Origin of the sequence: Vibrio sp. 1457, assembly GCF_033340195.1 — a bacterium.
Lineage (GTDB): Bacteria > Pseudomonadota > Gammaproteobacteria > Enterobacterales > Vibrionaceae > Vibrio > Vibrio alginolyticus.
This window is the reverse complement of the sequence record NZ_JAWOWA010000013.1, coordinates 94,413-116,889: the sequence shown is the minus strand read 5'-3', so window position 1 is coordinate 116,889 and position 22,477 is coordinate 94,413. Positions and strand designations below refer to the sequence as shown.

General features: G+C 45.4%; 21 protein-coding genes. 13 read left to right on the top strand and 8 right to left on the bottom strand.

The window, feature by feature from the left end; all coding sequences use genetic code 11:
* Nucleotides 1-150: 150 nt before the first annotated feature.
* From R7Z41_RS15185 to R7Z41_RS15150, 8 genes are all read right to left on the bottom strand, one after another.
* Complete coding sequence (locus R7Z41_RS15185; RefSeq protein ID WP_206970933.1) at nucleotides 151-3,135, bottom strand: M6 family metalloprotease domain-containing protein; 2,985 nt, start codon at nucleotides 3,133-3,135, stop codon at nucleotides 151-153.
* A 360-nt stretch (nucleotides 3,136-3,495) separates the two neighbouring features.
* Entirely contained in the window at nucleotides 3,496-4,863 is a 1,368-nt protein-coding gene (locus tag R7Z41_RS15180) for a TrkH family potassium uptake protein (RefSeq protein WP_005388288.1), read from the bottom strand.
* Nucleotides 4,860-5,522, bottom strand: a complete 663-nt coding sequence (locus R7Z41_RS15175; RefSeq protein ID WP_005388291.1) for a potassium channel family protein — start codon at nucleotides 5,520-5,522, stop codon at nucleotides 4,860-4,862. The genes R7Z41_RS15180 and R7Z41_RS15175 overlap by 4 nt, the downstream gene beginning before the upstream one ends.
* Nucleotides 5,523-5,772: 250 nt before the next feature.
* Nucleotides 5,773-6,981, bottom strand: coding sequence for a DEAD/DEAH box helicase (locus R7Z41_RS15170; RefSeq protein ID WP_206970932.1), 1,209 nt, complete (start codon nucleotides 6,979-6,981; stop codon nucleotides 5,773-5,775).
* 99 nt (nucleotides 6,982-7,080) lie between these two features.
* Nucleotides 7,081-7,821 carry a transglycosylase SLT domain-containing protein gene (locus R7Z41_RS15165; protein WP_206970931.1) on the bottom strand — a complete coding sequence of 247 codons (741 nt, stop codon included), beginning with the start codon at nucleotides 7,819-7,821 and terminating at the stop codon, nucleotides 7,081-7,083.
* Between the two features lie 210 nt (nucleotides 7,822-8,031).
* Entirely contained in the window at nucleotides 8,032-9,276 is a 1,245-nt protein-coding gene (locus tag R7Z41_RS15160; RefSeq protein ID WP_206970930.1) for an NAD(P)/FAD-dependent oxidoreductase, read from the bottom strand.
* A 7-nt stretch (nucleotides 9,277-9,283) separates the two neighbouring features.
* On the bottom strand, nucleotides 9,284-10,351 hold the full coding sequence (locus R7Z41_RS15155; RefSeq protein WP_053307501.1) for a class I SAM-dependent methyltransferase: 1,068 nt from the start codon (nucleotides 10,349-10,351) through the stop codon (nucleotides 9,284-9,286).
* Between the two features lie 27 nt (nucleotides 10,352-10,378).
* On the bottom strand, nucleotides 10,379-10,777 hold the full coding sequence (locus R7Z41_RS15150) for a hypothetical protein (protein WP_205390764.1): 399 nt from the start codon (nucleotides 10,775-10,777) through the stop codon (nucleotides 10,379-10,381).
* A gap of 76 nt (nucleotides 10,778-10,853) precedes the next feature.
* Here R7Z41_RS15150 and R7Z41_RS15145 point away from each other — a divergent pair, with 76 nt between their 5' ends.
* Genes R7Z41_RS15145 through R7Z41_RS15085 form a run of 13 tightly spaced genes read left to right on the top strand, consistent with a single transcriptional unit; the run spans nucleotide 10,854 to nucleotide 22,461 of the window.
* On the top strand, nucleotides 10,854-11,582 hold the full coding sequence (locus R7Z41_RS15145; RefSeq protein ID WP_017819930.1) for a beta-ketoacyl synthase chain length factor: 729 nt from the start codon (nucleotides 10,854-10,856) through the stop codon (nucleotides 11,580-11,582).
* A complete protein-coding gene (locus R7Z41_RS15140; RefSeq protein WP_005388305.1) occupies nucleotides 11,579-12,346 on the top strand; it encodes a lysophospholipid acyltransferase family protein in 768 nt (255 codons plus the stop codon). Before R7Z41_RS15145 ends, R7Z41_RS15140 begins: the two co-directional genes overlap by 4 nt.
* 13 nt (nucleotides 12,347-12,359) lie before the next feature.
* Nucleotides 12,360-12,620 carry a phosphopantetheine-binding protein gene (locus tag R7Z41_RS15135; RefSeq protein WP_005382278.1) on the top strand — a complete coding sequence of 87 codons (261 nt, stop codon included), beginning with the start codon at nucleotides 12,360-12,362 and terminating at the stop codon, nucleotides 12,618-12,620.
* A gap of 15 nt (nucleotides 12,621-12,635) precedes the next feature.
* A complete protein-coding gene (locus R7Z41_RS15130) occupies nucleotides 12,636-12,893 on the top strand; it encodes an acyl carrier protein (protein ID WP_025766966.1) in 258 nt (85 codons plus the stop codon).
* Entirely contained in the window at nucleotides 12,893-13,453 is a 561-nt protein-coding gene (locus tag R7Z41_RS15125; protein WP_085569951.1) for a hypothetical protein, read from the top strand. Before R7Z41_RS15130 ends, R7Z41_RS15125 begins: the two co-directional genes overlap by 1 nt.
* Nucleotides 13,454-13,457: 4 nt before the next feature.
* The gene (locus tag R7Z41_RS15120; protein WP_206970929.1) at nucleotides 13,458-14,858 is read left to right on the top strand and encodes an AMP-binding protein; all 1,401 of its coding nucleotides are present in this window, start codon (nucleotides 13,458-13,460) and stop codon (nucleotides 14,856-14,858) included.
* 10 nt (nucleotides 14,859-14,868) lie between these two features.
* A complete protein-coding gene (locus R7Z41_RS15115; protein WP_005396010.1) occupies nucleotides 14,869-15,237 on the top strand; it encodes a (3R)-hydroxymyristoyl-ACP dehydratase in 369 nt (122 codons plus the stop codon).
* Complete coding sequence (locus R7Z41_RS15110; RefSeq protein ID WP_206970927.1) at nucleotides 15,230-16,936, top strand: glycosyltransferase family 2 protein; 1,707 nt, start codon at nucleotides 15,230-15,232, stop codon at nucleotides 16,934-16,936. Before R7Z41_RS15115 ends, R7Z41_RS15110 begins: the two co-directional genes overlap by 8 nt.
* Nucleotides 16,920-18,473 carry a histidine ammonia-lyase gene (gene hutH, locus R7Z41_RS15105; protein WP_206970926.1) on the top strand — a complete coding sequence of 518 codons (1,554 nt, stop codon included), beginning with the start codon at nucleotides 16,920-16,922 and terminating at the stop codon, nucleotides 18,471-18,473. Before R7Z41_RS15110 ends, hutH begins: the two co-directional genes overlap by 17 nt.
* Entirely contained in the window at nucleotides 18,473-18,919 is a 447-nt protein-coding gene (locus R7Z41_RS15100) for an acyl-CoA thioesterase (protein ID WP_206970925.1), read from the top strand. Before hutH ends, R7Z41_RS15100 begins: the two co-directional genes overlap by 1 nt.
* Complete coding sequence (locus R7Z41_RS15095) at nucleotides 18,919-19,539, top strand: LolA family protein (RefSeq protein ID WP_025534207.1); 621 nt, start codon at nucleotides 18,919-18,921, stop codon at nucleotides 19,537-19,539. The genes R7Z41_RS15100 and R7Z41_RS15095 overlap by 1 nt, the downstream gene beginning before the upstream one ends.
* Nucleotides 19,511-21,853: an MMPL family transporter gene (locus R7Z41_RS15090; protein WP_206970924.1), complete on the top strand. Its 2,343-nt coding sequence runs from the start codon at nucleotides 19,511-19,513 to the stop codon at nucleotides 21,851-21,853. The genes R7Z41_RS15095 and R7Z41_RS15090 overlap by 29 nt, the downstream gene beginning before the upstream one ends.
* Nucleotides 21,850-22,461: a DUF3261 domain-containing protein gene (locus tag R7Z41_RS15085; protein WP_225477742.1), complete on the top strand. Its 612-nt coding sequence runs from the start codon at nucleotides 21,850-21,852 to the stop codon at nucleotides 22,459-22,461. The genes R7Z41_RS15090 and R7Z41_RS15085 overlap by 4 nt, the downstream gene beginning before the upstream one ends.
* The last annotated feature ends 16 nt before the right edge of the window (nucleotides 22,462-22,477 follow it).

Below are 22,477 nucleotides of genomic sequence, written 5' to 3'. Positions count from 1 at the left end.
TCGGCCCCTAGGGTAACCGCAGAGTAGAAAAATCGCTTTAAAAATAATGAGAAACACATCTCACAAGATAATGAGAACGAAACCAAAATAAATCAGATAAAAAAATAAGCCACTCAATGTGAGTGGCTTATACCGCAATTCAATACCGTTTTAGACGCGACGTCGCCAGCCTAATGTTGCAAGTAACATCAAAGCCCAATAAGAAACACTGCCGCTACCTTCAGAGTTCTTGAATGTCGTTGTCTTCAAAGAAGCAACAACCGTCACGATAACTTCACCCGTAGCAGTGGCACCATGACCGTCTGAAACCGTATATTGCAGCTTGATGCCGTCAGTAGGGCTATCCGGTGCTTGAAAACGGATTTTGCCATTCTCTACACTCGCACTTCCCACACCCGTTACGTTCTGTACACTTTCTACAACCAGTTTATCGCCGTTCACATCCGAATCATTGCTCGCTGCATCAATCAGAATACTTTCACCAACGGCAACGGTCGCCGTATCTGCAAGCGTAAGTGGCGCTGCGTTTTTCATGGTTAAATCGACGGTAGCACTGGACGTTTCATTACTAGGATCAGTCACGGTTAAACGGAATGTCAGAACCTCACCAGCTTTTGCACCTTGAGGCACCGTAAAGCTTGTGCTAACACTGGTTGCATTACCAAGAGAAACTGAAGTGCCAGCCAACTGCTCCCATTTATAACTCAACACATCACCATCAGCATCCGTACTATTTAACGCAGACAACGTGACTCGCTGCCCAACCGTCATGTCTTTATTATCAACATCAATCACAGCCACTGGCGCTTCGTTGCTGCCAAGCACTTCCACCTGCACATTCACGATTGAAGATGAGTACGCACCATCAACCGACAACAACCGATATTGGAAAGTGTCCAGACCAACGAAGTTAGCTTCAGGTTGGTACTGGTTGCCAGAGATGGTGCCGTGCTCAGGCTTCTGCACAATGTCCACATTGAACTGATACCCTACCGCCATGAAATCATTGTCCATCAGGTTCAGTTTGATTGGCGTATTTTTATTGGTTTGTAACGAATCAGATTTCGCTTCAACCAAGTTGCTCGCATCCACATTCAATAATGCTGCAAACGGAATATAAGAGAACCCGGCTTTTTCTAGACCAAACGTGCCAATCTCACTGTAATCACCAGTCCACATTACAGGTAGAGAGGCTTTTTCAGTTTTTAGCAAGCGACCGAAATCAAAGTTTGCATCAAATTGACCGCCTTCCAATTCAACGACCAATAAATGCTGACCCGCACTCAATTGGCTTGGTTGGGGGAATAAAATTCGAGATGACTTTTGGAAGTTACCTTGCTGTAAAAGCTCAGCGTTGTTTTGATTCAATATTAATCGATAGCCAATGTTTCCAGAAAATGGGAATCGCCAAACTCGATAAGTCATGTCACTTTGAGCGCTATCTCTTTGCGCGTAAAGTTGAAGACCATCAAGCTCTGTATCACTATTCAAGTCCAGTGACACCGCCAGAGTGTTACTCCCACTCGCGTACACATAACCTTGGTGAAGAGAGTTCAGCCATGCTGATTTATTTGGTTCGTTTGTATGCTCAAGAGAAAAGCTACCGCCGTTGGTGTTGCTGGCAATGTTGGAAATACGAACCCCAGTATCAAACCCTGTGATCGCTCTCAGACCCGGGGTCGATGTATCTGAAATGACATCGCCACCATTAGGGTATAAATCGTCAGCGTCACTCCTACCATCATTTTCTAACTCATTCAGACCATCAGCCTGCATGATTTGAACCTGCATCGCGCCAACATCATTAAAGCGGTTCTGGACATTGACCGACGTCGCTAGGATACCTTCAGCCGCCAATGCTCGGTCGTAACCGCTAAAGGTGCGATTTTCCAAGTAAATACGTGGACCAAACTCTTTCAAGTACGGGTCGAGATACACCAGCTTGACATCGTCGTTGTTCACAGAAATAGGCGCTGGACTTTCATGAGTTACCGTTGGTACAACAAAACCAGCAGCGTGTTTGCTCCATGCACTCATGTTCACCGGAGTGTCACCAGCGTATGAATCTCCCGGTTTCTGCGCCCATGAACCGCCACCCATCACGCCCCAAGAGCCAATCGAGGCATCACTGTTCCTTGCGTACAAATCCGGTAAGCCAAGCATTAAGTGACCAAGCTCGTGTACGATCACGCCCAACGTCGCTTGATGATCAACTTGATAGTCAGCGAACACACAATAGTCTGTGATCTTTTTACCATCTAATGTGACATCATTGTGAGAGAATTTGTGCGGCCAAATCGCAGGACGGTTGAGAACCCCTGTTGAACGATCACCCCCCGCAAAAATAAACATGACAGAGAGTTCTGACGGTTCTACGGTACCATTTTGATTGCTGTCGTAGGCCGAAAGATTAAAGTATGGATCCAGTTTTTGATAAGCCTCGGTGAAAACCGCATTCAACTTGGCGGTGCATGTCTTATCAGTCGAACTAGAGTGACAGTTAGGGTGGCTTTGTGCCACAGTCACATCTATCACACCGTCATTGGCGGTGCCGTAACTCTCAAGTGCAGGAACAACTTTGAATTTACCTTGAGAGTTTTTATCAAAGTAATCCACAACGCTTTGACCATTGGTATTAAATACGCGTTGCTCAAAATCATGCACCATTGCTTGGTCATCAAACGAAACTTGCACAACCAATAGGGGCTGCTGCTTCACCGTTGAACTGCTCATCGCCTGGTAACCTTGCGCCGAACGCAGTAGGTTTTTTCGTGCCATCGGCTCAATGGTTTTTAGAGAAGATAATTGCGGTTTAACTTGTAAATCCGGGCGAAACTTCGCCGACTCAGGTGGCTCACTCGACTGCGTTTTCACCACACCTGTCGAGATCAATATTGGCGTGTCTGACTCGCGCTGAATCTGCGCGAAAAACCAAACGCCGTCTTCCTGAAGTAAGGCATTGCCCTGCTTATCTTCAAACCAGTGGAAATCTGCCGTTCCACGTAGAATTGCCTCACTGGAGCTACCATCGCTCAACGCAATAGTATGCCAAACCGGCGATGGCGGAGTAGTTGCCATGCTCTTCCCTGCAAGAAGCGCAGTTAGCATAGCCATGGCGAGTGTGTTGAATTTCAAAGTACGACTCCATCTTTTCGATTCGTTCATTCATACCAAGCACAACAAACACAAAGTAACCCTATGGGCATAGAGTAAGACTGAGTGACTATTGACGAAGGCTGGTATCAATTCGCTCAGATAACACGACGTAGTTTGGTGTCACACTACAAAAGCGTCGGATTCCAAAACGCTGTTATGAGCGTAGCTTCTGAGAATATAAATTGAGTGAATGAATAGTATCGAAACGAAAGGAAGAAGAAATGAACTTCTACGAATTTGTAGGTAAAACTGGGCAACATTCCACATATTCTATAAATGTACGAGCACTGCTATTAATCAATGCTCGTAATGGTCGCGCGGCCATTGTTTAACGCTATATTAACCTGTAAGAACGGCGTCTTCTGGGTATTTGACCAAGGTAGGTTCAGGACGTGCCAACATGTAGGCAAGCGTGAGCGGCCCAATACGACCAATGATCATCACCACGATCATAATGTATTTACCAGGTTCAGAAAGTTCCGCAGTCAAACCGGCGGTGAGCCCCACTGTGGCAAATGCGGAAATGGTTTCAAACATAACCTTATCAAAGCTGGCCTTCTCGGTAAGCATCAATAAAAACATTGCGCTTGTCAGGATGGCTCCGCTCACAACGATAATTGCCAATGACTTAGTCACAGTTTGCCAATTTATGGTTCGCTTAAACATAACCACATGTTTCTTTTGGCGTAAAAAGGTCCACGTAGCCATAAACGCAACAGCAAATGTGGAAACTTTAATACCGCCCCCCGTTGAGGTGGAACCCGCTCCAATTAACATCAGAACAATCATGACCAGTAAGGCTGGCTGGGTAAACAACGCCAAGTCAACACTATTAAACCCTGCCGTTCGAGCACTCGCAGATTGAAAGAATGCCGCCAACCATTGCCCTGTTGCAGGTAAAGACGCCATTGTGTTTGGGTTGCTTCGCTCAAGTAACCAAAACATCATCGTTCCGACTAAGAGCAATATCGGTGTCGCAATCAGCATGATTTTGGTGTGAAGATGCAAAAAGTGGAAACCTTTGCGCCAGTTTAGCCAGATGTCACCCACAACAGTAAAACCAAGCCCGCCAAAAATGAATAGCCCCGCCAGTGTAAAGATAACCAACGGATCATTCACAAAGCTCATCATACTGTCAGAAAACAGCGCGAACCCAGCGTTGTTAAATGCAGAAATTGCATGAAACAAGGCGTAAAACATACCAGTCTGCCAGCCCATTTCAGGGACCCAGCGGATAGAGAGAAAAATAAACCCGATCGTTTCTGCAACAAGCGCGAAAACAACAATCCGCTTTACTAGTCGGTTTAGATTGACTTGCCGATCTTGCCCTAATGCTTCTTTCGCCAGCGCTTGTTGACGCAAACTCAAACGCACGCCGAACATATAGAGTAAGACCGCCGACAACGTCATCTGCCCCAACCCACCGATTTGCATTAAAAACATCAGCAAGATTTTACCCGCAAGCGTAAAGTGTTGCCCAGTATCGACAACACCAAGCCCTGTCACACTAATAGCGGACGTTGCGGTAAACAAAGCATCCGTTATCGACAGGCCCGTAACAGAAAAAACTGGCAAGGTTAGCAATACCGCAGAAGGCAGTAAAACACCGAGAAAACTGAGCAATATAATTCGCGGTTCGTTGCCTTTCGCTTTCTCTTGTTTACCATCTGGTGCGTAAAAAACACCTTTCTGATGAAAATACGTCATAGCGATTTTAATTTATTTGCGAGCGCATCTTGAGGGCCGACCACAATAATTAGGTCACCAATTTCTAGTGTGGTATTAAGGTCAGGTGCCTTGGTAATTTCTGGGCCCCGTTTAAACCCTAGCACTTGCACGCCATCGACTTTGCACAGAGCCAAATCACTTAGTGTCTTACCCATCCAACGAGAGCCAATCACAAACTCCGTCATAGCTAAGCCACTGCCTAATGGGTGGAACTCAAGAACCCGTTTATCGAGCATTTTACGCGCGACACGTATCCCCATGTCACGCTCAGGCATGATAATGTGGTCTGCGCCAATTTTTTGCAGAACACGAGCTTGGAAGCGGTCGTTGGCTTTAACCCATACTGACTTTACTCCCGCCTCTTTAGCAATCAATGTCGCAAGAATACTGGCATTGACATCCGCTCCGATGGCAATCATCACCATGTCGTAATCATCAAGTTTGAGCTCAGCAACCGTCTCTTCGTGAGTACAGTTAGCCACAACCGCCTGACTAACAAAACTGGCGGCTTCTTTAACTCTGTCTTCGTTGATGTCAACGGCTAAAACTTGAGCGCCTGAATCTTGTAACTCTTTACACACTGCCAAACCAAATCGGCCAAGACCAATAACGGCGAATTGCTTATCACCTGTTTTCATTTGTGCCCCATCTTATGCATTCATTAGCAAGCAAAAAAGTTTGCGCCCATTCCTTACCTTGTGCAAACCTGCGGACAGATAATTGACAAAAGCTTAACGCACCTTGATTCACTTTACGTGTTAAGCGTATGACACTGATTAACTTTTTTCCTCATTACCGAATAGAAACCGTCGCGATGGCTACATAATTGGATGCTTAAAAACGCAAAAAGCCGCAAGAATGCGGCTTTTAGATCATGGGATAAACTGGCTATTTTGATTCGCGCTTATCGTGCGGTTTACGTTTATTCTTAGGCACGTAATTTAAAATTGAAATTGGTACTGGCTTTCTTGGCGCAAAACCTTCAATTTCCACTCGCTCTAGCAAGTGCCCTAAACGACTTTCAATCATGCAGAGGTTCTTAAAGTCGTCTTTTGAAACCAGTGATATCGCCTCACCTTTCGCGCCAGCACGACCTGTACGACCAATACGATGTACATACTCATCCGCTGGGTAAGGTAAATCGTAGTTGATGACAACTGGCAGATTATCAATATCAATACCGCGCGCAGCAACGCCGGTTGCGACTAAGTACTGGATTTCACCCGCTTTAAACTTTTCTATTAATTCCTGGCGAACACGCTGATTACGGCCACTGTGGAATGCTTCTGCCACAATGCCACGTTTCTCAAGTTGGCTTACCAGTTTGGCTGCGCCGTGTTTAGTTTCAATAAATACCAGTACTTGCGACCAGTCATTTTCTTTAAGCAAGTGACTTAACAGCGACGACTTCATGTCTTTATCGACGGTCGTGATCCACTGTTTAATATTTGATTTTGAGGCACTGTGCTTTGCAATCGTGATCTCTTCAGGATCAATAATCGCATTTTTCGCCAAGTCACGAACAGGGTTAGATAACGTCGCTGAGAAAAGCAAACTTTGCACATGTTCTGGCATACAGTCGACGATTTTGTCGATCGCATCGATGAATCCCATATCCAACATTTTGTCGGCTTCATCAAGCACTAGCATTTCCACTTCATCAAAGTGAATCGCGCGTTGACCGTACAGATCAATCAAGCGCCCAGGCGTGCTTACCACAATATCGACACCCTCGTTCAAGGCTTGTTTTTGTGGTGCATAATCCACACCACCAAACATCGCCATTGAGCGTAATGGTAAGTTTTTACCATAAGCTTCAATACTTTGATGAACCTGAAGCGCAAGTTCGCGTGTTGGCGTTAGGATAATCGCACGAGCGCGTTTTTTACGTTGCGTTTCGCCTCGACTAAGCTTTTCTAAGATTGGCAGAACAAAACTGGCCGTTTTACCTGTGCCCGTTTGCGCTGCTGCAATTAAATTGCGGCCACGCAATACGATTGGAATGGCTTTTTGTTGGATAGAAGTGGGTTTTTCATAACCTAGCGCTTTTACTGCATCAGCAATCGATGCGCTTAAACCAAGCTTAGAAAATGGCATAGAAAGGTCTCAACAGAGGAAATGGGCGCGTAGTGTATCAGAATCCCCGTGAAGTAACAGAAGGATTCATGCGCGAAAAACTAGGAACATGATACAATCTTAGCCCAGGAAATTGGGCTGCAAACCTTTTTCTAATTTTTTCCTCACTTTGTAGGAAACATCATTAAGCGTGATTTTCCCCGTTTTGTGGCGGTCGATACCTGCATTCTGTCGATAGGCAATTGAGCCTTGTCTGAACAAAACGAAAGACGGCGGTTTACCAATCGCAGCAGGGTAGAGAATGGCCATGTAAGCATCTTCTAAGCTATTAATTTTATTTCGATAGGGCCAATAGTACGCTTTCACATAGTCAAGTTGTTCAAGCGCGCCCATTCTCGCAAGAGTCTTTGTGTTCACTCCTAATGACTCTGCGGTAGAGGGCATAAATTGAATTAACCCTGTAGCCCCGCTTCCGGAACCATTTTTGATGCTTGGACTGAAAGTTTCAGCAGTTTCAAATGCCATGCACGCCATAAGATGATTAGGATTGATCTTTAGCTCTTTACTAATACGGATGACTTTAGATTTGAACTCTGGAGAAACTTTACCTCCCCACGCTACCGCGTTCTCGGGATCTACAATCGAAGAGACCGTTGATGCGTCATGTTCTTCGACAATTTTAGAAAGTAGAGGAAGCGTTTGGCGTAGTCGATGGCTCGAACTCACCAAGCGAATTGATTTGGTAAGAAACTTGTCTTTTTTTTGGTGTAGTTTTTGGAACTTTACTAACTTATACAGTTGCTTATAAACCGTTTTCACAACGAAGCCAGATGTAGGGAACACTCCCAGAATGTAATCCATTTCCTACAAATTTAATATAAATATCAGCAATAGGAATTCTAGATGTGATCAATGTCACCATAAGAATTCTCAAATTCGATACACACCGATGTAAGTGGTCAATGTGTCTCCAACACGCTAGAAGTAAAAGTAAAGAGGCATTAAAAAGGTCTTACCAATTTTTTGGTAAGACCTAGGTTTACTGATTCTCGGATAAGCGAATGTATATTCTTACAGTTCAGCTTCCCGAACCAGTTCTGCAAGCGTCGACAAACGCTGCTCACTTTGTTTTACGTAAGGATTATTCGTATCCCAAGCATATCCAGCCAAAATCGCACTAATCATCTGTTTAATACGTGGGTTCGGGTTTTGATAGAAAATCACATCTTGCAACATGCCGTTGTACCAGCCTTCCACATAAGTGCGGAATGTGTTCACTCCCACCATTAAGCGTTGCGAGTACTCTTCTTGCCAATCAACCTTTTCACCATTCAGCTGACGAACCACGCAGTCCGCTGCAAACTCTGCCGATTTCATGGCGATAGTGACACCCGATGAAAATACAGGATCAAGAAACTCACCTGCATTACCAAGCAACGCGTAGTGCTCTGTCGCTAAACGTTTGACGTTAGCAGAATAGCCACCCAACTCGCCTGCTGGATTCGGGTAATTCGCGTTTCGCAATAAAGCAGCCAAACCCGGCTCTTCATTGGCTAACTGCTGCAACGCTGCAATCTTATCTTCTGGGTATTGTTCGAAAAATTCTGGCTCACCCACCACACCAAACGAACAAGTACCATTAGAGAATGGGATTAGCCAGTACCATACGTCGTGATTTTCAGGATGAACTGAAATTAAAATTTTGTTGCGATCGTATTCCGGCTCTTGGGGAGAGATATGATCTTCGATATGGGTAAAGATCGCTTTTCTAGGCGGAAGACAAGAAGGTTCTTCTAGCTCCAACAAGCGTGGCAAAACACGCCCAAAGCCACTTGCATCCAGCACAAAATCTGCTTCGATTTGATAAGCCTTCTTATTTGAGTCGAGCACTTCTAATCGAGACTTTTTCCCTTCAAACACTAGGTTGAGCAGCTCATGCTGATAACGAATCTCTACGCCTTGCTCTTCAGCGCTATCTGCCAATACTTTATCAAAGTTGGCACGTTGAACCTGAAACGTCGTGCCCGGTCCTGGTGTGTATTTGTTTGTAAAGTCGAACTGGGTGTATACGCCATTACGACGAAATGCAGCACCATCTTTATACTGGAAACCAAACTGCTTTACTGCATGAGTCATTCCTGCTTGTTCAACAACTTCCATACATGCAGGGAGTAGGCTTTCTCCTATGGAAAAACGTGGAAAAGTCGCTTTTTCTAGGACAACAACATCTATGCCACGCGATTTTAATAACGCAGAAACGGTTGAACCTGATGGCCCCGCTCCTACGACAACAACTTGCTTGAGCTCTGTTTTCATTCTGAATTTAGTTTGCTTGTAGTTTTAATAATGTATGACCAAGGCCAATATTGTCGGTTCTTTCAACGACAGATAAACCTGCCGCTTCGACAATTTCTAAGAAATCATCACTGCGATAAAAGCGACTATTACCGTTAGCTAAACAGGTAAAATAAAGAGAAGTGGCATTAAGGCTATAGGAAGCTCCCGCGTATTTTTGAGCATCCCAAAACAGCTCCAATACGTAAATAGTATCTCCCTTCGTTAACTGGGCTTTAACTTTTTTAAGGATATTGAGGATCTCAATTGGGGAAAAGCAATCCAAGAACTGGCTCATCCACCAAACGTCAGCATGCTCCGGCAATGTTTGTGCTTTATCAAGCATGTTTGCAGGGTATGGACGTACACGCTCGACGAACTGGTTTTCTGAAACATTCTTCATCGCTACTTCTAATTGCTGTGGTAAATCAACAATCGTCACTTGAACGTCAGGGTCATGTTTACAACACTGAATCGCCCATTTTCCCGTATTTCCGCCAATATCCACAAGATGCTTTGGCTTGCTTGCAAATACTTCTTTAAGCAGAAGTGGGAACGAGCGATCCGAATAGAAATGATCGAACTTAAACCAGCTCTGTTTGGCTTGTTCTGGTAACGTCGATAGACCTTGATAAATGGTCTCCCAATTGCCCAACTCTTTCAAACCTGACGGTTTACCTTCTTGAATTGCTTCCGTCAAATGCATCATCGCGGCGTAACAAACATCTGCCGTAAAATCCATGTTTGCATTCGTCATACCATCATGAAGAAGGTAAAAACCAAGGTTTGCAAGCGAATAGTTAGGTCGTTCCCATAAAACAATATGCGCACTAATCGCCATATCCAACAGTACTTTAACACCATATTCTGATACTCCCGTTTTCTCGGCAATATCTGTGGCACTCATGCCTTGAGCGCCAGCGCTGTCTAAAGCGGCTAAAATACCTAAATCTCGAAGCGTTTTGGCGGTCTGGAACACGATTGGTGCAAAAGATAACTTCTGAGCTTCTGTCTTCGCTTCAAAAGCATTAAAAGGGTCATTATTTTGATTTAACACGGAAAAACCTAACTGCAATTAATAGTTTTATTGTTGAGATTGATTGCCCAACAATGCAATAGCTCGCTGAATATCAACATTCAAGTTGTTTACCCAACGATTGTAATTGCGGTGGATTTTGCCATCACTTGCTTTGAGATTTACTGAGTTGAGATAAATAATTGAGTAATATTTATTATTGTATGGGATTTTTACTTCTGCAGAGTGGTTACGAACGTGGATTTTTGCAATAAGAACACCAGGGCTTACTTCTTCGATCGTCCAGCCTCGGTTAGTTGCTGATTGCACTATGGCCATTTTTACTTGTTTATTTTGAAGATCATAAGCAACTGGAGTATCCTCCACATTCATTACAGGTTGTACTCGTCCACAACCAACAAGAAGCAAAGTTAATAATAACGAGACATACAGCTTAAAACGCGACATGATAATTTCCTTTTTATTGTGAATTTGGGTCAACCCCAATTTGTATCGAGCTGTAAAATAAACAATTTAACCCAATATGCCAAACTCGAAGATCAACATTTCGTTCAATATTGATGCGTGGACAGCGAATTCATTCGGTTTATCCGAATCCAATGAATGGAAACAATGGGCAACAGAGATAAAATGGCCAGAAGATGGCAAAATCAATGTTGCAAATATTCCTGCGATGATGCGCAGAAGAATGAGCCCACTCAGTAAACTGGCGGTACAAACTGCAATCGAAATGCTTAATCAACATCAAGTTGATTACCTTGTATTTTCAAGCCGTCATGGTGAACTGCATCGCAGCGTCGCACTAGTTGAAGATATAATTAATGGAGAAGAGGCGTCTCCGATGGCTTTTTCTCAATCGGTGCACAATACCGCCGCAGGGCTTGCCACTATCGCAACTAAACAACCCATTCCCCTAACTTCTATCGCTGCGGCAGAAAACACATTCCAAAGCGCAATATTAGAAGCATGGCTGTTTTTGTCCGACAATCCTGACAAAAAAGTACTGCTTGTTGATTTTGATGAGCCTATGCCTGACTCTTATTTAGAATATGAAAACCAACAATACCAAGGGTTTGGACTTGGCTTAATACTTTCTCATGGAGACAAGTTCGCGATACAAAGCTCCATAAACGCAGAACGTTCCGGTCATCCTCTTCCTCAAGGTTTAGTATTTTTGCAACAATACTTGTTAGATAAAAGCCAGTGGACTATTTTCGCTCCGCAACAAGCTTGGGAATGGCACAAAAAATGACTCGCTTAAATCAGTATTGGCGTGTGCTAGCAACAGGCTTTTGTTTTTCAGTATTTGGGTTAGGTGGTTTAGTACTGAGTTTCATTGTTATTCCGACCATTCGTATTTTTGTTTCAGACCAAACGGAACGCGAATATAAAGTTCAGGGTGCGATTCGATATTCATTCAACACATTTTGTAAATTGATGAAGCTAAGTGGCGCAATCGATTATCAAATTATTGGTGCCGATATTCTTCAACAAGATCGTAATTGTTTAATTGTTGCCAACCACCCTAGTTTAATCGATTACGTTCTCATTGCTTCACAATTAAATCGCTGCGACTGTTTAGTAAAATCGGCAATATGGTCGAATCCTTTTATGAAGCACATCGTAAAAGCAGCCGGATATATTCCCAATGAAGCACCGGATGATTTATTAGCACTTTGTGATGAGCGATTTAACAAAGGCAACGTGTTGCTTATATTTCCTGAAGGAACAAGAACAACACCAGGTGTAGAGCCGAAATTACAACGCGGTGCAGCACAAATTGCGGTAAGAACAGAACGAGATTTAAGAGTTGTCCATATTACGGTAACGCCAAGTTTCCTCACAAAAGAGAAAAAATGGTATCAAGTACCGGCAACAAAGCCCTTTTTCAGGGTTGAAGTTAAGGATAAAGTTGAGATTACCCCCTTTATAAAGCAAACTACGTCGCCGACAATAGCGGCGCGACGCTTACAACAGCACCTAGCTGAAAACATTTTTCCAGAAAACTTTTATTAATAAGCAGGTCCCAGTGGAACAGTTACACAACGACATTAAGCAACTTATTATTGATGCTTTAAACCTTGAAGATTTAACCGTAGATGATATTGAAACGGATGCACCACTTTTTGGTGATGGACTTGGCTTAGATTCTATCGACGCGCTTGAGCTTGGACTCGCAATAAAAAAACAATACAACATCGTTATTGATGCCGACGACTCAAATACGCGCGAACACTTTGCGTCTGTAGCAAATCTAGCGAAATACGTTTCTTCTCAAACTAATGAATAAGTTGTAGGTATATTCATGACTGATGTAAATAAAGATCAAGTATTTGAACAAGTTAAAGATGCGCTTGTTGAGCTGTTCGAAATTGATGCAGCCGACATTCAATCAGATGCGCACTTATACCAAGATCTCGATCTTGATAGCATTGACGCCGTTGATTTGGTCGTACACCTACAGAATGTCACTGGCAAAAAAATCAAGCCGGCAGAGTTTAGTACAGTAAGAACCGTCGACGATGTGGTTAACGCTGTTACTGAGTTATTGAAGGAAAGTTAATGCGCCAATTGCTGACTGGTCTGTCTGCAATTGTACTGCTTGCCTACCCCTTCGCCGTCTATTTCGGTATAGATAAATTTGGCTTGAACTTAGTTGGGGGCTTGTTAATTGCTGCGTTACTTTTGCGTGTTTTCGTCGCAAATAAGACCCCACTAAAAGAGTTTAAGTTCTTAGCGCTCGTTACGGGCGCTGTTGGCATTGTCCTAATTACGCTTGGCATGGTGTTTAAACAACATGGGTGGCTTCAGTTTTACCCTGTCGTTGTCAATGTATGTATGCTGTGTGTATTTGGACTGAGCTTAAAACAGCCGCAATCGATCATAGAGAGGCTTGCTCGCTTGCAAGAACCCGACCTTCCGGCTAGTGGCGTTGCTTACACTCGCAAAGTGACGATGGTTTGGTGCGCCTTTTTTACGCTCAACGCTGCCGTTGCACTCTATACCTGTTTCCTACCAGTAAAAATATGGACGCTTTATAACGGCCTCATCAGCTACTTACTTGCTGGTGGCTTGTTCGCTGGAGAATGGATCGTGCGCCAATTTGTTCGAAAGGAACACTAATCGTATGAATACAACGTATTCGAGCTTTACCTCCCTAGCGACCTTGTTCATCGCAGAGAGGTCTGAGCAATCCCCTGTCTCTTACGATCGCGACACGGTTATCACGTGGGGTGATTTCCAGCAGCACGTCGCAACACTTGCTCAGCAGTTAGAAACCCAACCAACGCAAAACATTGCGTTGTGTTTTGGCAGCAGCTACCTGTTTGCCGTTGGCTTTTTTGCTTGTTGTTATGCAGGAAAATCCATTGTATTACCTGGTAATTACCAACCAGAAGCACTCAAAGAGCTCAGTGAGCACTACGATTTGTTGCTGCATGATGCCGATGTCTCGGCTCCAGAACTCGTGAGCTCGCTTTTGATCGAAGCTCAATCATTGCTAGAAACCACCGTGATTAGCGAGCCAGAGGCCAAACAACCTTATTTTTGGCGTGAATTAAACCTGGCAGAAATACCAGTAACGCTATTTACTTCGGGTTCAAGCGGCACACCAAAAGCCATTGCAAAAACGCTGAAACAGCTCGATATCGAAGTTGCTATTCTAGATAACCTGTGGGGCGACACGGTTGCCAGCACACGCGTTGAAAGCACCGTTTCTCATCAACACATTTACGGCTTGCTGTTCCGCGTATTGTGGCCTTTGTGCTCCGCACGTCCATTTTCAGCACACAACCTTGAGTTCCCAGAACAAATTGTCCATCACGCTGATGCTGACACCACGCTAGTAAGCAGCCCTGCGTTACTAAAACGACTCAGTGAAGAGCACAATCCGGTTGCGATTCGGTGCGTATTTTCTTCTGGTGGTCCCTTGCCAAACCAAGCCGCGCAGCACAGCCAGTTGTTGTTTGGGTCATTTCCTATTGAAGTTTTTGGCAGCACAGAAACCGGCGGCATCGCTTACCGTCAGCAGCACGAAGCCAGTACTCCCTGGACGTTATTCCCTGGTATTGAAGCCGAGCTTAACCATGAAAATTGTTTAAAGCTCCGCTCGCCACACATTGATGAAAACACTTGGTACCAAACTGCGGATGAATGCTATTTCCATGATAGTATTTCTTTTGAATTGCGTGGACGCACTGACCGAATCGTCAAAGTCGAAGAAAAGCGTATTTCCCTTGTCGAAGTGGAAAAACGTTTAGAGCAATTGCCGTGGGTTCAAGAAAGCGTGGTGATCCCAATGGAAGAATCTGGTCGCCTCACGTTAGTCTCGATCATCGTACTTAACGATCAAGGCAGCGATGTGCTTAATGAACTTGGTAAAGGCAAATTTTGGCTTGAGCTTCGCAAGGCACTGCGCAATTGGCTAGAACCGATCGCTATCCCGAGAAAATTCCGAGTGGTCGACGAAATTCCATTGAACAGCCAAGGCAAACGCCAAGTTGCTGAAATTGAAAAACTATTCCAATAAAGCTAGTAACATGGATAAAAGAAAACCAACTATTCAGAATATTGAAGTGAGTGACCATACCGCGGAGCTGTCGCTGCGAGTGGATGCTGACATCTTAGATTTCCAAGGTCATTTCAATCACTTCCCTCTTTTACCCGGCGTCACTCAAATTGATTGGGCGCTGTTCTACGCCGTTCAATATTTGAATACTCCCAAGGTATTTAAAGGAATGGAAGTCATCAAATTTCAAGAGCCGATTCTGCCAAACGCCGACGTTTGCCTCTCACTCTCTTGGGACAATGAGCGTGAGAAATTGACCTTTAAGTACACATCGAAAAACGGTGAAACCTTGGTGACTCACTCGTCAGGAAAAATGAAACTGGGTGAGTCACGTGAGTGATTATCGCCCCTGCTTTTTAATTCCTTGCTACAACCACGGCAGCACAATTGCAGACGTGGTTGCGTCGTTATCCTCTTTCGCTTTGCCAGTGCTGGTCGTGGACGACGGCAGCAATGAAGACACCAAACAAGCGCTTTCTGCTTTGAGCAAGCAAGGACAGATAAAACTGATTAGTTTGAGCGAAAACCAAGGTAAAGGTGGCGCGGTGATGGCTGGCCTACATCAAGCTCACCAACTTGGTTTTACGCACGCCATTCAAATCGACGCAGACGGTCAACACGACCTAGAAGCATTGCCGAAATTGCTCAGCGCCAGCGAAACAAAACCAGATAACCTGATTTCGGGCCAACCGATATACGACGAGAGCGTACCTAAATCCCGTTTGTATGGTCGCTACGCTACGCACGTGTGGGTGTGGATAGAAACCTTGTCACTATCTATCAAAGACAGCATGTGCGGTTTTCGCGCCTACCCAGTGGCGAAAACGGTCGCCGTGTTGAACAAGTACAACATCGGCAAACGCATGGATTTTGATATCGAAATTCTAGTGCGAATGTATTGGGAAGGCGTCGACATTGATTTTGTTCCAACGCGCGTGATCTACCCTGAAGGTGGCATTTCCCACTTCGACGCATTGTGGGATAACGTCAAGATAAGCTGGATGCACACTCGCCTATTTTTTGGCATGTTGCCGCGCATTCCTTCGCTACTCGCCAGAAAGCGCAGTCACACAGACGACAGCAATGCCCACTGGTCGAAACGAAAAGAACAAGGCACGATTTTAGGCATCAAAACCTTGCTCGCGGTTTACCGCTTGTTCGGTAGAAAAGCGTTCGACCTGATTTTAAAATTAGTCATGCGCTACTACCACTTCACGGGTAAATCTGCCCGTGAAGCGTCTGAGATTTACCTGCAAAACTTACAGCACTACGCAGCGCAGCAGAACATCGCACTGCCAAAGCAGTTGGACAGCTATCATCATCTGCTTTCCTTTGGGCGTACCATGCTCGACAAACTGGCAGCATGGCAAGGTGACTTTAACGTCGATAACCTAACCATTCACGGCCAGCATCATTTCGAAGAGATGGCGCAGAAAAAACAAGGCGTGCTCATTTTAGGCTCGCACCTTGGCAATATCGAACTCTGCCGTGCGCTTGGTCGTCGACACTCTCATGTCAAAATCAATGCCTTGGTATTTACCCAACACGCTGAACAATTTAATGCGGTAATGAAGGCGGTAAACCCAAATTCGGAACTGAATCTGATTCAAGTCAGCTCAATGGGACCAGACACCGCGATTCTGCTTCAACAAAAAATCGAGCAAGGCGAATGGGTGGTGATCGTTGGCGATCGCACTTCCACCAGCAAAGAAAATCGTGTCGTTTGGGCAGATTTTCTTGGTAAACCAGCGCCATTTCCGCAAGGCCCATTCATGCTAGCCTCGGTATTAAAAGCGCCGGTTTACCTACTCTTCGGCCTACGCGACGACGAAGCAAACACTCCGCATTTTAATGTGTACTTTGAACACTTTAGTGACCAAATCACGCTACCGCGCAAGGAGCGTCAGCAGGCACTAGAACACGTTGTTCAACAGTACGCACAAAGATTAGAACACCACACACTGCAAGCGCCGTTACAGTGGTACAACTTTTTTAACTTCTGGACTTTAAGTAATCAGCCACATGACAAACAACAATAATCACAACATCACTTTTGGTGCCCAATCTTTAACCATCGAAGATGTCGTTGCCATTGCTCAAGGAGCAAAGGCAAACATGAACACCTCGCCAGAATTTACCGCGAAAATTGATCGTGGCGTGGCGTTTCTGGAACGATTACTGAAAGAAGAAGGCGTTATTTACGGCGTGACTACGGGTTACGGCGATTCATGTACTGTGGCGATTCCACCCGCTCTTGTGGATGAACTTCCGTTGCACCTTACGCGCTTCCATGGCTGTGGCTTAGGTCAAATCCTTTCTCATGAGCAAGCTCGCGCGGTGCTGGCAACACGTTTATGTTCATTGTCGCAAGGCGTATCTGGCGTGTCTCACGATCTGTTGAACCAAATCGTTACGCTTATCAACCACGACATTGCGCCGCGTATTCCACAGGAAGGCTCGGTGGGCGCAAGTGGCGATTTAACGCCTCTGTCGTACCTAGCGGCGACCTTGATTGGCGAGCGTGAAGTACTTTACAAAGGCGATGTGCGATCAACACAAGAAGTGTTTGCAGAGCTGGGCATTGAGCCAATTCGCCTAAAACCAAAAGAAGGTTTGGCGTTAATGAACGGTACATCCGTGATGACTGCTCTCGCCTGTCTTGCCTACAAACGCGCAGAATACCTAGCGCAGCTGTGCACCAAGATTACCGCAATGGTCTCTGTGGGTATGCAAGGTAACGATTTCCACTTTGATGAAGCGTTGTTTGCGGTAAAGCCTCACCCTGGTCAACAGCAAGTTGCGGCTTGGCTGCGTGATGATCTCAATGCTGAACGTCCGCCACGCAATAGCGACCGACTGCAAGATCGTTACTCGCTGCGTTGTGCGCCACACGTAATTGGCATGGTGCAAGACTCACTGCCTTGGCTACGTCAATTGATTGAGAATGAACTAAATAGTGCCAACGACAATCCAATTATCGATGGCGACAACGAGCGCGTTCTGCACGGCGGTCACTTCTACGGTGGTCATATCGCAATGGCGATGGATACGTTGAAAGTGAACATTGCCAACTTAGCTGATTTGCTGGACCGTCAGATGGCGCAACTGATGGATTACAAGTTCAATAACGGCCTGCCGTTTAACTTAACCGGTGCAGAAGGCGAGCGTAAACCGATCAACCACGGCTTTAAAGCGGTTCAGATTGGTATCTCAGCTTGGACGGCAGAAGCGTTGAAAAACACCATGCCAGCGAGCGTTTTTTCTCGCTCAACCGAGTGTCACAACCAAGACAAAGTGAGCATGGGCACCATTGCGGCTCGTGATTGCTTACGCGTTCTTGAGTTAACAGAGCAAGTTGCTGCGGCTTCACTCCTAGCAAGCGTTCAAGCGGTTGAGATTCGTCGCCGTCATAACGAATTGGACGAACACCACATGAGTCAGAGTTTGCGAGTAATTCGTGATGCCGTACTGAGCGAGTTTGAATTTGTGATTGAAGATCGCCCATTGGAACAAGATTTGCGTCATTTCATTGAACGCATTCAGCAACGTCATTGGCCACTCTACGCGGAGGTATAATGCAAGAGCAGGTTCTCTACCCATTAGAAGCGGAGGTGACTATGGTCACCTCATTCCAAGATGCTGACCCGATGGGCGTGATATATCACGGCAACTTCTTTCGGTATTTTGAAGAAGCGCGTCGTGTGCTGATGGAGAAGATCCAATACAGCTATCGCGATATGCAAGACTCTGGGTACATGTGGCCGATCATCGACACGCGCGTTAAATACGTCAAGGCGATTCCGTTTAATCACACCATTCGCATTACCGCGCAACTCACTGAGTGGGAAAACCGCTTACGTGTGGATTACGTGATTTACGACGCCGAAACGAATCAACGTATGTGCAAAGCGCATACAACGCAAGTCGCCGTATCCATTGAAAAGCAAGAGATGTGCTTTGTGTCTCCAGCAGTCTTTTTAGATAAAGTAGAGCAATGGCACAACCATGGGAGCCGGAACTAATGCAAAAGTGGTTACTCTCTTTTTTGTTGATATTTTCTGTTCCAGCACTGGCCACACCGACAGCAAACGTAACGGATTTGGCATCGCTTCAACAGCAGTTGTCTCAGCATGAAATCGTACGCGGAGATTTTACGCAGCAGCGTCATCTGGAAATGTTTAGTCAACCTTTAACCTCTAAAGGTCAGTTCACACTGAGCAAAACACATGGCTTGTTGTGGCAACAAACAGAACCTTTCGCAGTCAATTTGGTATTGACGGAAAACAAACTTCGTCAGACTTTTGCCGACCAAGCTCCGAAAACGATCTCTGCAGAAGAAAACCCAATGGCGTTCTACTTTAGCCATGTGTTTTTATCCGTGTTCCACGGGGATACTTCTGCACTGCAAGAACAATTCACACTCGATTTTTCAGTTGAGAACAATCAGTGGCAGCTCGTTTTAGTGCCCAAACAGTCGCCATTAAATGCGGTGTTTAAAGCCATCACCCTTTCCGGTAAAACGCACATTGATCGCCTAACCCTACAAGAGCTGCGCGGCGATAAAACCGAAATCACGTTTACGAACCAGACCTCTCTACCTCAGGAACTCACGGATGCCGAAGACGCTCAATTCCGTTTCTAAACTCAGTCTCGGCACTCACACCTTTGCTCTGGTTTGGCTCAATCTCGTTGTTTTAGCGGGCGCGTTGCTACTCAAACAATGGGTTTGGAGTGCAGAATCTCCGATTGAGACCAACATTTTAAAACTGCTGCCGAAGAACCAACAAAACCCGGTGGCTGAGCAAGCCTTTGAGTCGGTCTCGGCAAGTATGAGCGACAAAGTCATTTTCGTGATCACAGCGCCGGACAAAAATGCCCTTTTTGCAGCGGCCGCTGAATTTGATAAGGGGTTACACCAAAGTAATCATTTTCGCGATGTGGTAGGAAAAATCTCACCTCAAGAACAGCAAGCTTGGGCGAGTTACTACTTTAAGCACCGCTTCCAATTGCTGACGCCTGAACAACGAGAGCGTTTAAGCCAAAATCCAGAACAGCAAGTGCAGCATGTGATTCAGTCGCTGTACAACCCGTTTTCTGGGGTGACTGGGCAAGAGTTACAAAATGATCCTTTCTTGCTATTTCGTGATTATTTAAGCCAAGTTCCCCAGCAATCGTCCTCTTTCCGATTGGATAACGGCTATCTGTCCGTCGAAAAAGACGATGCTCAATACTTGCTTATTACTGCCGAACTAAAAGACTCGCCTTATAGCCTAACTGGGCAGCTTGCAGTCCCTGATATTCAAGCGCTAGAACAAAGCGTCGCGCAGAAATATGGCGCTGAAGTCGCACATACTGGCGTTCTATTTTACGCCGACTTTGGTACGCAAAGTGCAAAATCGGAGATCAGCACCATCGGTGTATTCTCTCTACTCGGTATCATTGCATTGTTCTTGCTGGTCTTTCGGAGTGTGATGCCGCTGTCTCTGGCACTGCTTTCCATCACCATTGGTTTGCTCGTTGCGTTGTCAGTGACAACGTGGATTTTTGGAAAAGTCCATCTGTTCAGTTTAGTGTTTGGCGCAAGTTTAATCGGCGTGTCTATCGACTACGCATTCCACTACCTAACCGAACGTCTTGCGGCGGGAAATGAATGGGATAGCGAGCAAGGATTAAAGCATATTTTCATAGCTATCACACTTGGCTTAATCACCAGCTTGATCGGCTATTTGGGCATGTTAGTGGCACCGTTTCCTGGTTTGCAGCAGCTTGCTCTGTTTTCATCCATTGGTCTGATTGCCGCTTACGTCACCGTGGTGGCTTGGTATCCGATACTGGCTCGTAACCCATCGCGATCCATTTCGACATTACCGGGACAATCACTGTTGGCGAAATGGTTAACGCTTTGGAATCAACCTCGAATTAAAGTCGGATTGCCGATGTTATGTGTGGTTGCGAGTGGCTTTTTCTTGCTGCAATTGAACTACGATGACGACATTCGTCTACTGCAAACGATGCCGAACGATCTCAAGCAGCAAGAAACCTTGATTACGACGCTTAGTGGCATGCAATCTTCGCAGCAAATGTTGGTCGTTACCGCCGACGATGACGAAAACCTAATGAAAAAGCTGGAGTCTTTGACGCCAACATTAGAAGCGTGGAAAGCGGACAGCACCATCGAAAGCTACCAAAGTCTGAGCCGCTACTTGAGCTCGGTGGAGCGTCAGCAACAAGACTATCAATTGATTCGCGATCTTTACGCGACACAATCCAGCCCACTAGCTTCCGGACTGAGCTTAAGTAAAAAGCCTAAAATGGACGCCGACTTTATCCCTGTCACGGTTGATCAGTACTTGCAAAACCCAGTATCAGCGCCTGTGCGTTTTCTCCATTTGGGTAAGATCAAAGGAAAATCGGCAACGGTAGTGGTGTTAAACCAATTGCAAGACTCCGCCGTTGTTAAGGCATTTGCCAAATCGCAGTCTGATGTTGTTTATCTAAACAAAGCTGAGGAAATATCCGCCCTATTTGGTGAATACCGAATCAAAATCATGGAACTATTGGCAGCCGCCAGTGCTGTGATCTTTCTGGTATTAATCAAGCGGTACGGTCTGCAACACAGTTGCCGAGTTTTACTGCCATCATTGATTGCTTGCGCCTGCGGTCTGGCAACGGCAGTCGCGATGGGAACAACATTAAACCTATTCAACTTGCTTGGCTTGGTGCTCATTCTTGGTATCGGGATCGATTACACTCTGTTCTTTGCCGAGAAAGCCCGCAGCGTGAGCACACTATTGGCGATCACCCTTTCGGCAATAACCACTGTGCTGTCATTTGGGTTGCTATCACTCAGCCAAACTCACGCGATTCACAGTTTCGGCATTACGGTGTTAAGTGGTATTTTTGTTGCTTGGCTGCTCTCTCCGATTGCGATTAAAACAGAGGAAACGACGTCATGATTTTTAACCATGCTTTTCGCTGCGCGACGTTAATCGTACTGAGTCTGTTTTTAAGTGCATGCAGCTTGGTCCCTCACCAATCGACGCCTCTGGTCGACATTGCCGAGCACACCCAAGTTAGCTTGCCCACTCCCGCAAGCTTGGGCTATCAGTTGTCTGCCAGTCAGTTAATTACGGCTTCTTGGGCAATAGATGGTAAAACCACATCTGAGCAACTTCCGGTACAACTGCAAGTGATCAACAACGAAGTGGTGCTGGCAGGCTTCTCATCCTGGGGGACGAGAGTACTCTCACTGTCTTACGATGGAGAACAAATTCAAACCGAAGTGCTCAACGGTTTACAAGGTTCGCTACCGCAGCCAGAACAGGTATTATTTAACCTGATGATCACGCTCTGGCCGAGTTCCGCTTGGGAAGGGTCGTTAAATGAGGTAAGGTGGCAAATTATTGATAAAAATAATTCTCGCGCCATCTTTGATAGCGACGGTGAAAAGATCATTGAGATTCAATACAGCTCTTCTAACAAGTTAGATGGTAAGATTGATTTTCACCACCTCAAGCATCAGTTTTCAATTTCTATTCAAACACTGCAACATCAGATTAATTAAGAACAATTTAGAATAA

What these genes read in the sequence shown, in the direction of transcription:
- R7Z41_RS15180 (WP_005388288.1), bottom strand. Translation starts at nt 4,863, where the DNA reads ATGACGTATTTTCATCAGAAAGGTGTTTTTTACGCACCAGATGGTAAA.
- R7Z41_RS15175 (WP_005388291.1), bottom strand. Translation starts at nt 5,522, where the DNA reads ATGAAAACAGGTGATAAGCAATTCGCCGTTATTGGTCTTGGCCGATTT.
- R7Z41_RS15170 (WP_206970932.1), bottom strand. Translation starts at nt 6,981, where the DNA reads ATGCCATTTTCTAAGCTTGGTTTAAGCGCATCGATTGCTGATGCAGTA.
- R7Z41_RS15165 (WP_206970931.1), bottom strand. Translation starts at nt 7,821, where the DNA reads ATGGATTACATTCTGGGAGTGTTCCCTACATCTGGCTTCGTTGTGAAA.
- R7Z41_RS15160 (WP_206970930.1), bottom strand. Translation starts at nt 9,276, where the DNA reads ATGAAAACAGAGCTCAAGCAAGTTGTTGTCGTAGGAGCGGGGCCATCA.
- R7Z41_RS15150 (WP_205390764.1), bottom strand. Translation starts at nt 10,777, where the DNA reads ATGTCGCGTTTTAAGCTGTATGTCTCGTTATTATTAACTTTGCTTCTT.
- R7Z41_RS15145 (WP_017819930.1), top strand. Translation starts at nt 10,854, where the DNA reads ATGCCAAACTCGAAGATCAACATTTCGTTCAATATTGATGCGTGGACA.
- R7Z41_RS15140 (WP_005388305.1), top strand. Translation starts at nt 11,579, where the DNA reads ATGACTCGCTTAAATCAGTATTGGCGTGTGCTAGCAACAGGCTTTTGT.
- R7Z41_RS15130 (WP_025766966.1), top strand. Translation starts at nt 12,636, where the DNA reads ATGACTGATGTAAATAAAGATCAAGTATTTGAACAAGTTAAAGATGCG.
- R7Z41_RS15125 (WP_085569951.1), top strand. Translation starts at nt 12,893, where the DNA reads ATGCGCCAATTGCTGACTGGTCTGTCTGCAATTGTACTGCTTGCCTAC.
- R7Z41_RS15120 (WP_206970929.1), top strand. Translation starts at nt 13,458, where the DNA reads ATGAATACAACGTATTCGAGCTTTACCTCCCTAGCGACCTTGTTCATC.
- R7Z41_RS15115 (WP_005396010.1), top strand. Translation starts at nt 14,869, where the DNA reads ATGGATAAAAGAAAACCAACTATTCAGAATATTGAAGTGAGTGACCAT.
- hutH (WP_206970926.1), top strand. Translation starts at nt 16,920, where the DNA reads ATGACAAACAACAATAATCACAACATCACTTTTGGTGCCCAATCTTTA.
- R7Z41_RS15100 (WP_206970925.1), top strand. Translation starts at nt 18,473, where the DNA reads ATGCAAGAGCAGGTTCTCTACCCATTAGAAGCGGAGGTGACTATGGTC.
- R7Z41_RS15095 (WP_025534207.1), top strand. Translation starts at nt 18,919, where the DNA reads ATGCAAAAGTGGTTACTCTCTTTTTTGTTGATATTTTCTGTTCCAGCA.
- R7Z41_RS15090 (WP_206970924.1), top strand. Translation starts at nt 19,511, where the DNA reads ATGCCGAAGACGCTCAATTCCGTTTCTAAACTCAGTCTCGGCACTCAC.
- R7Z41_RS15085 (WP_225477742.1), top strand. Translation starts at nt 21,850, where the DNA reads ATGATTTTTAACCATGCTTTTCGCTGCGCGACGTTAATCGTACTGAGT.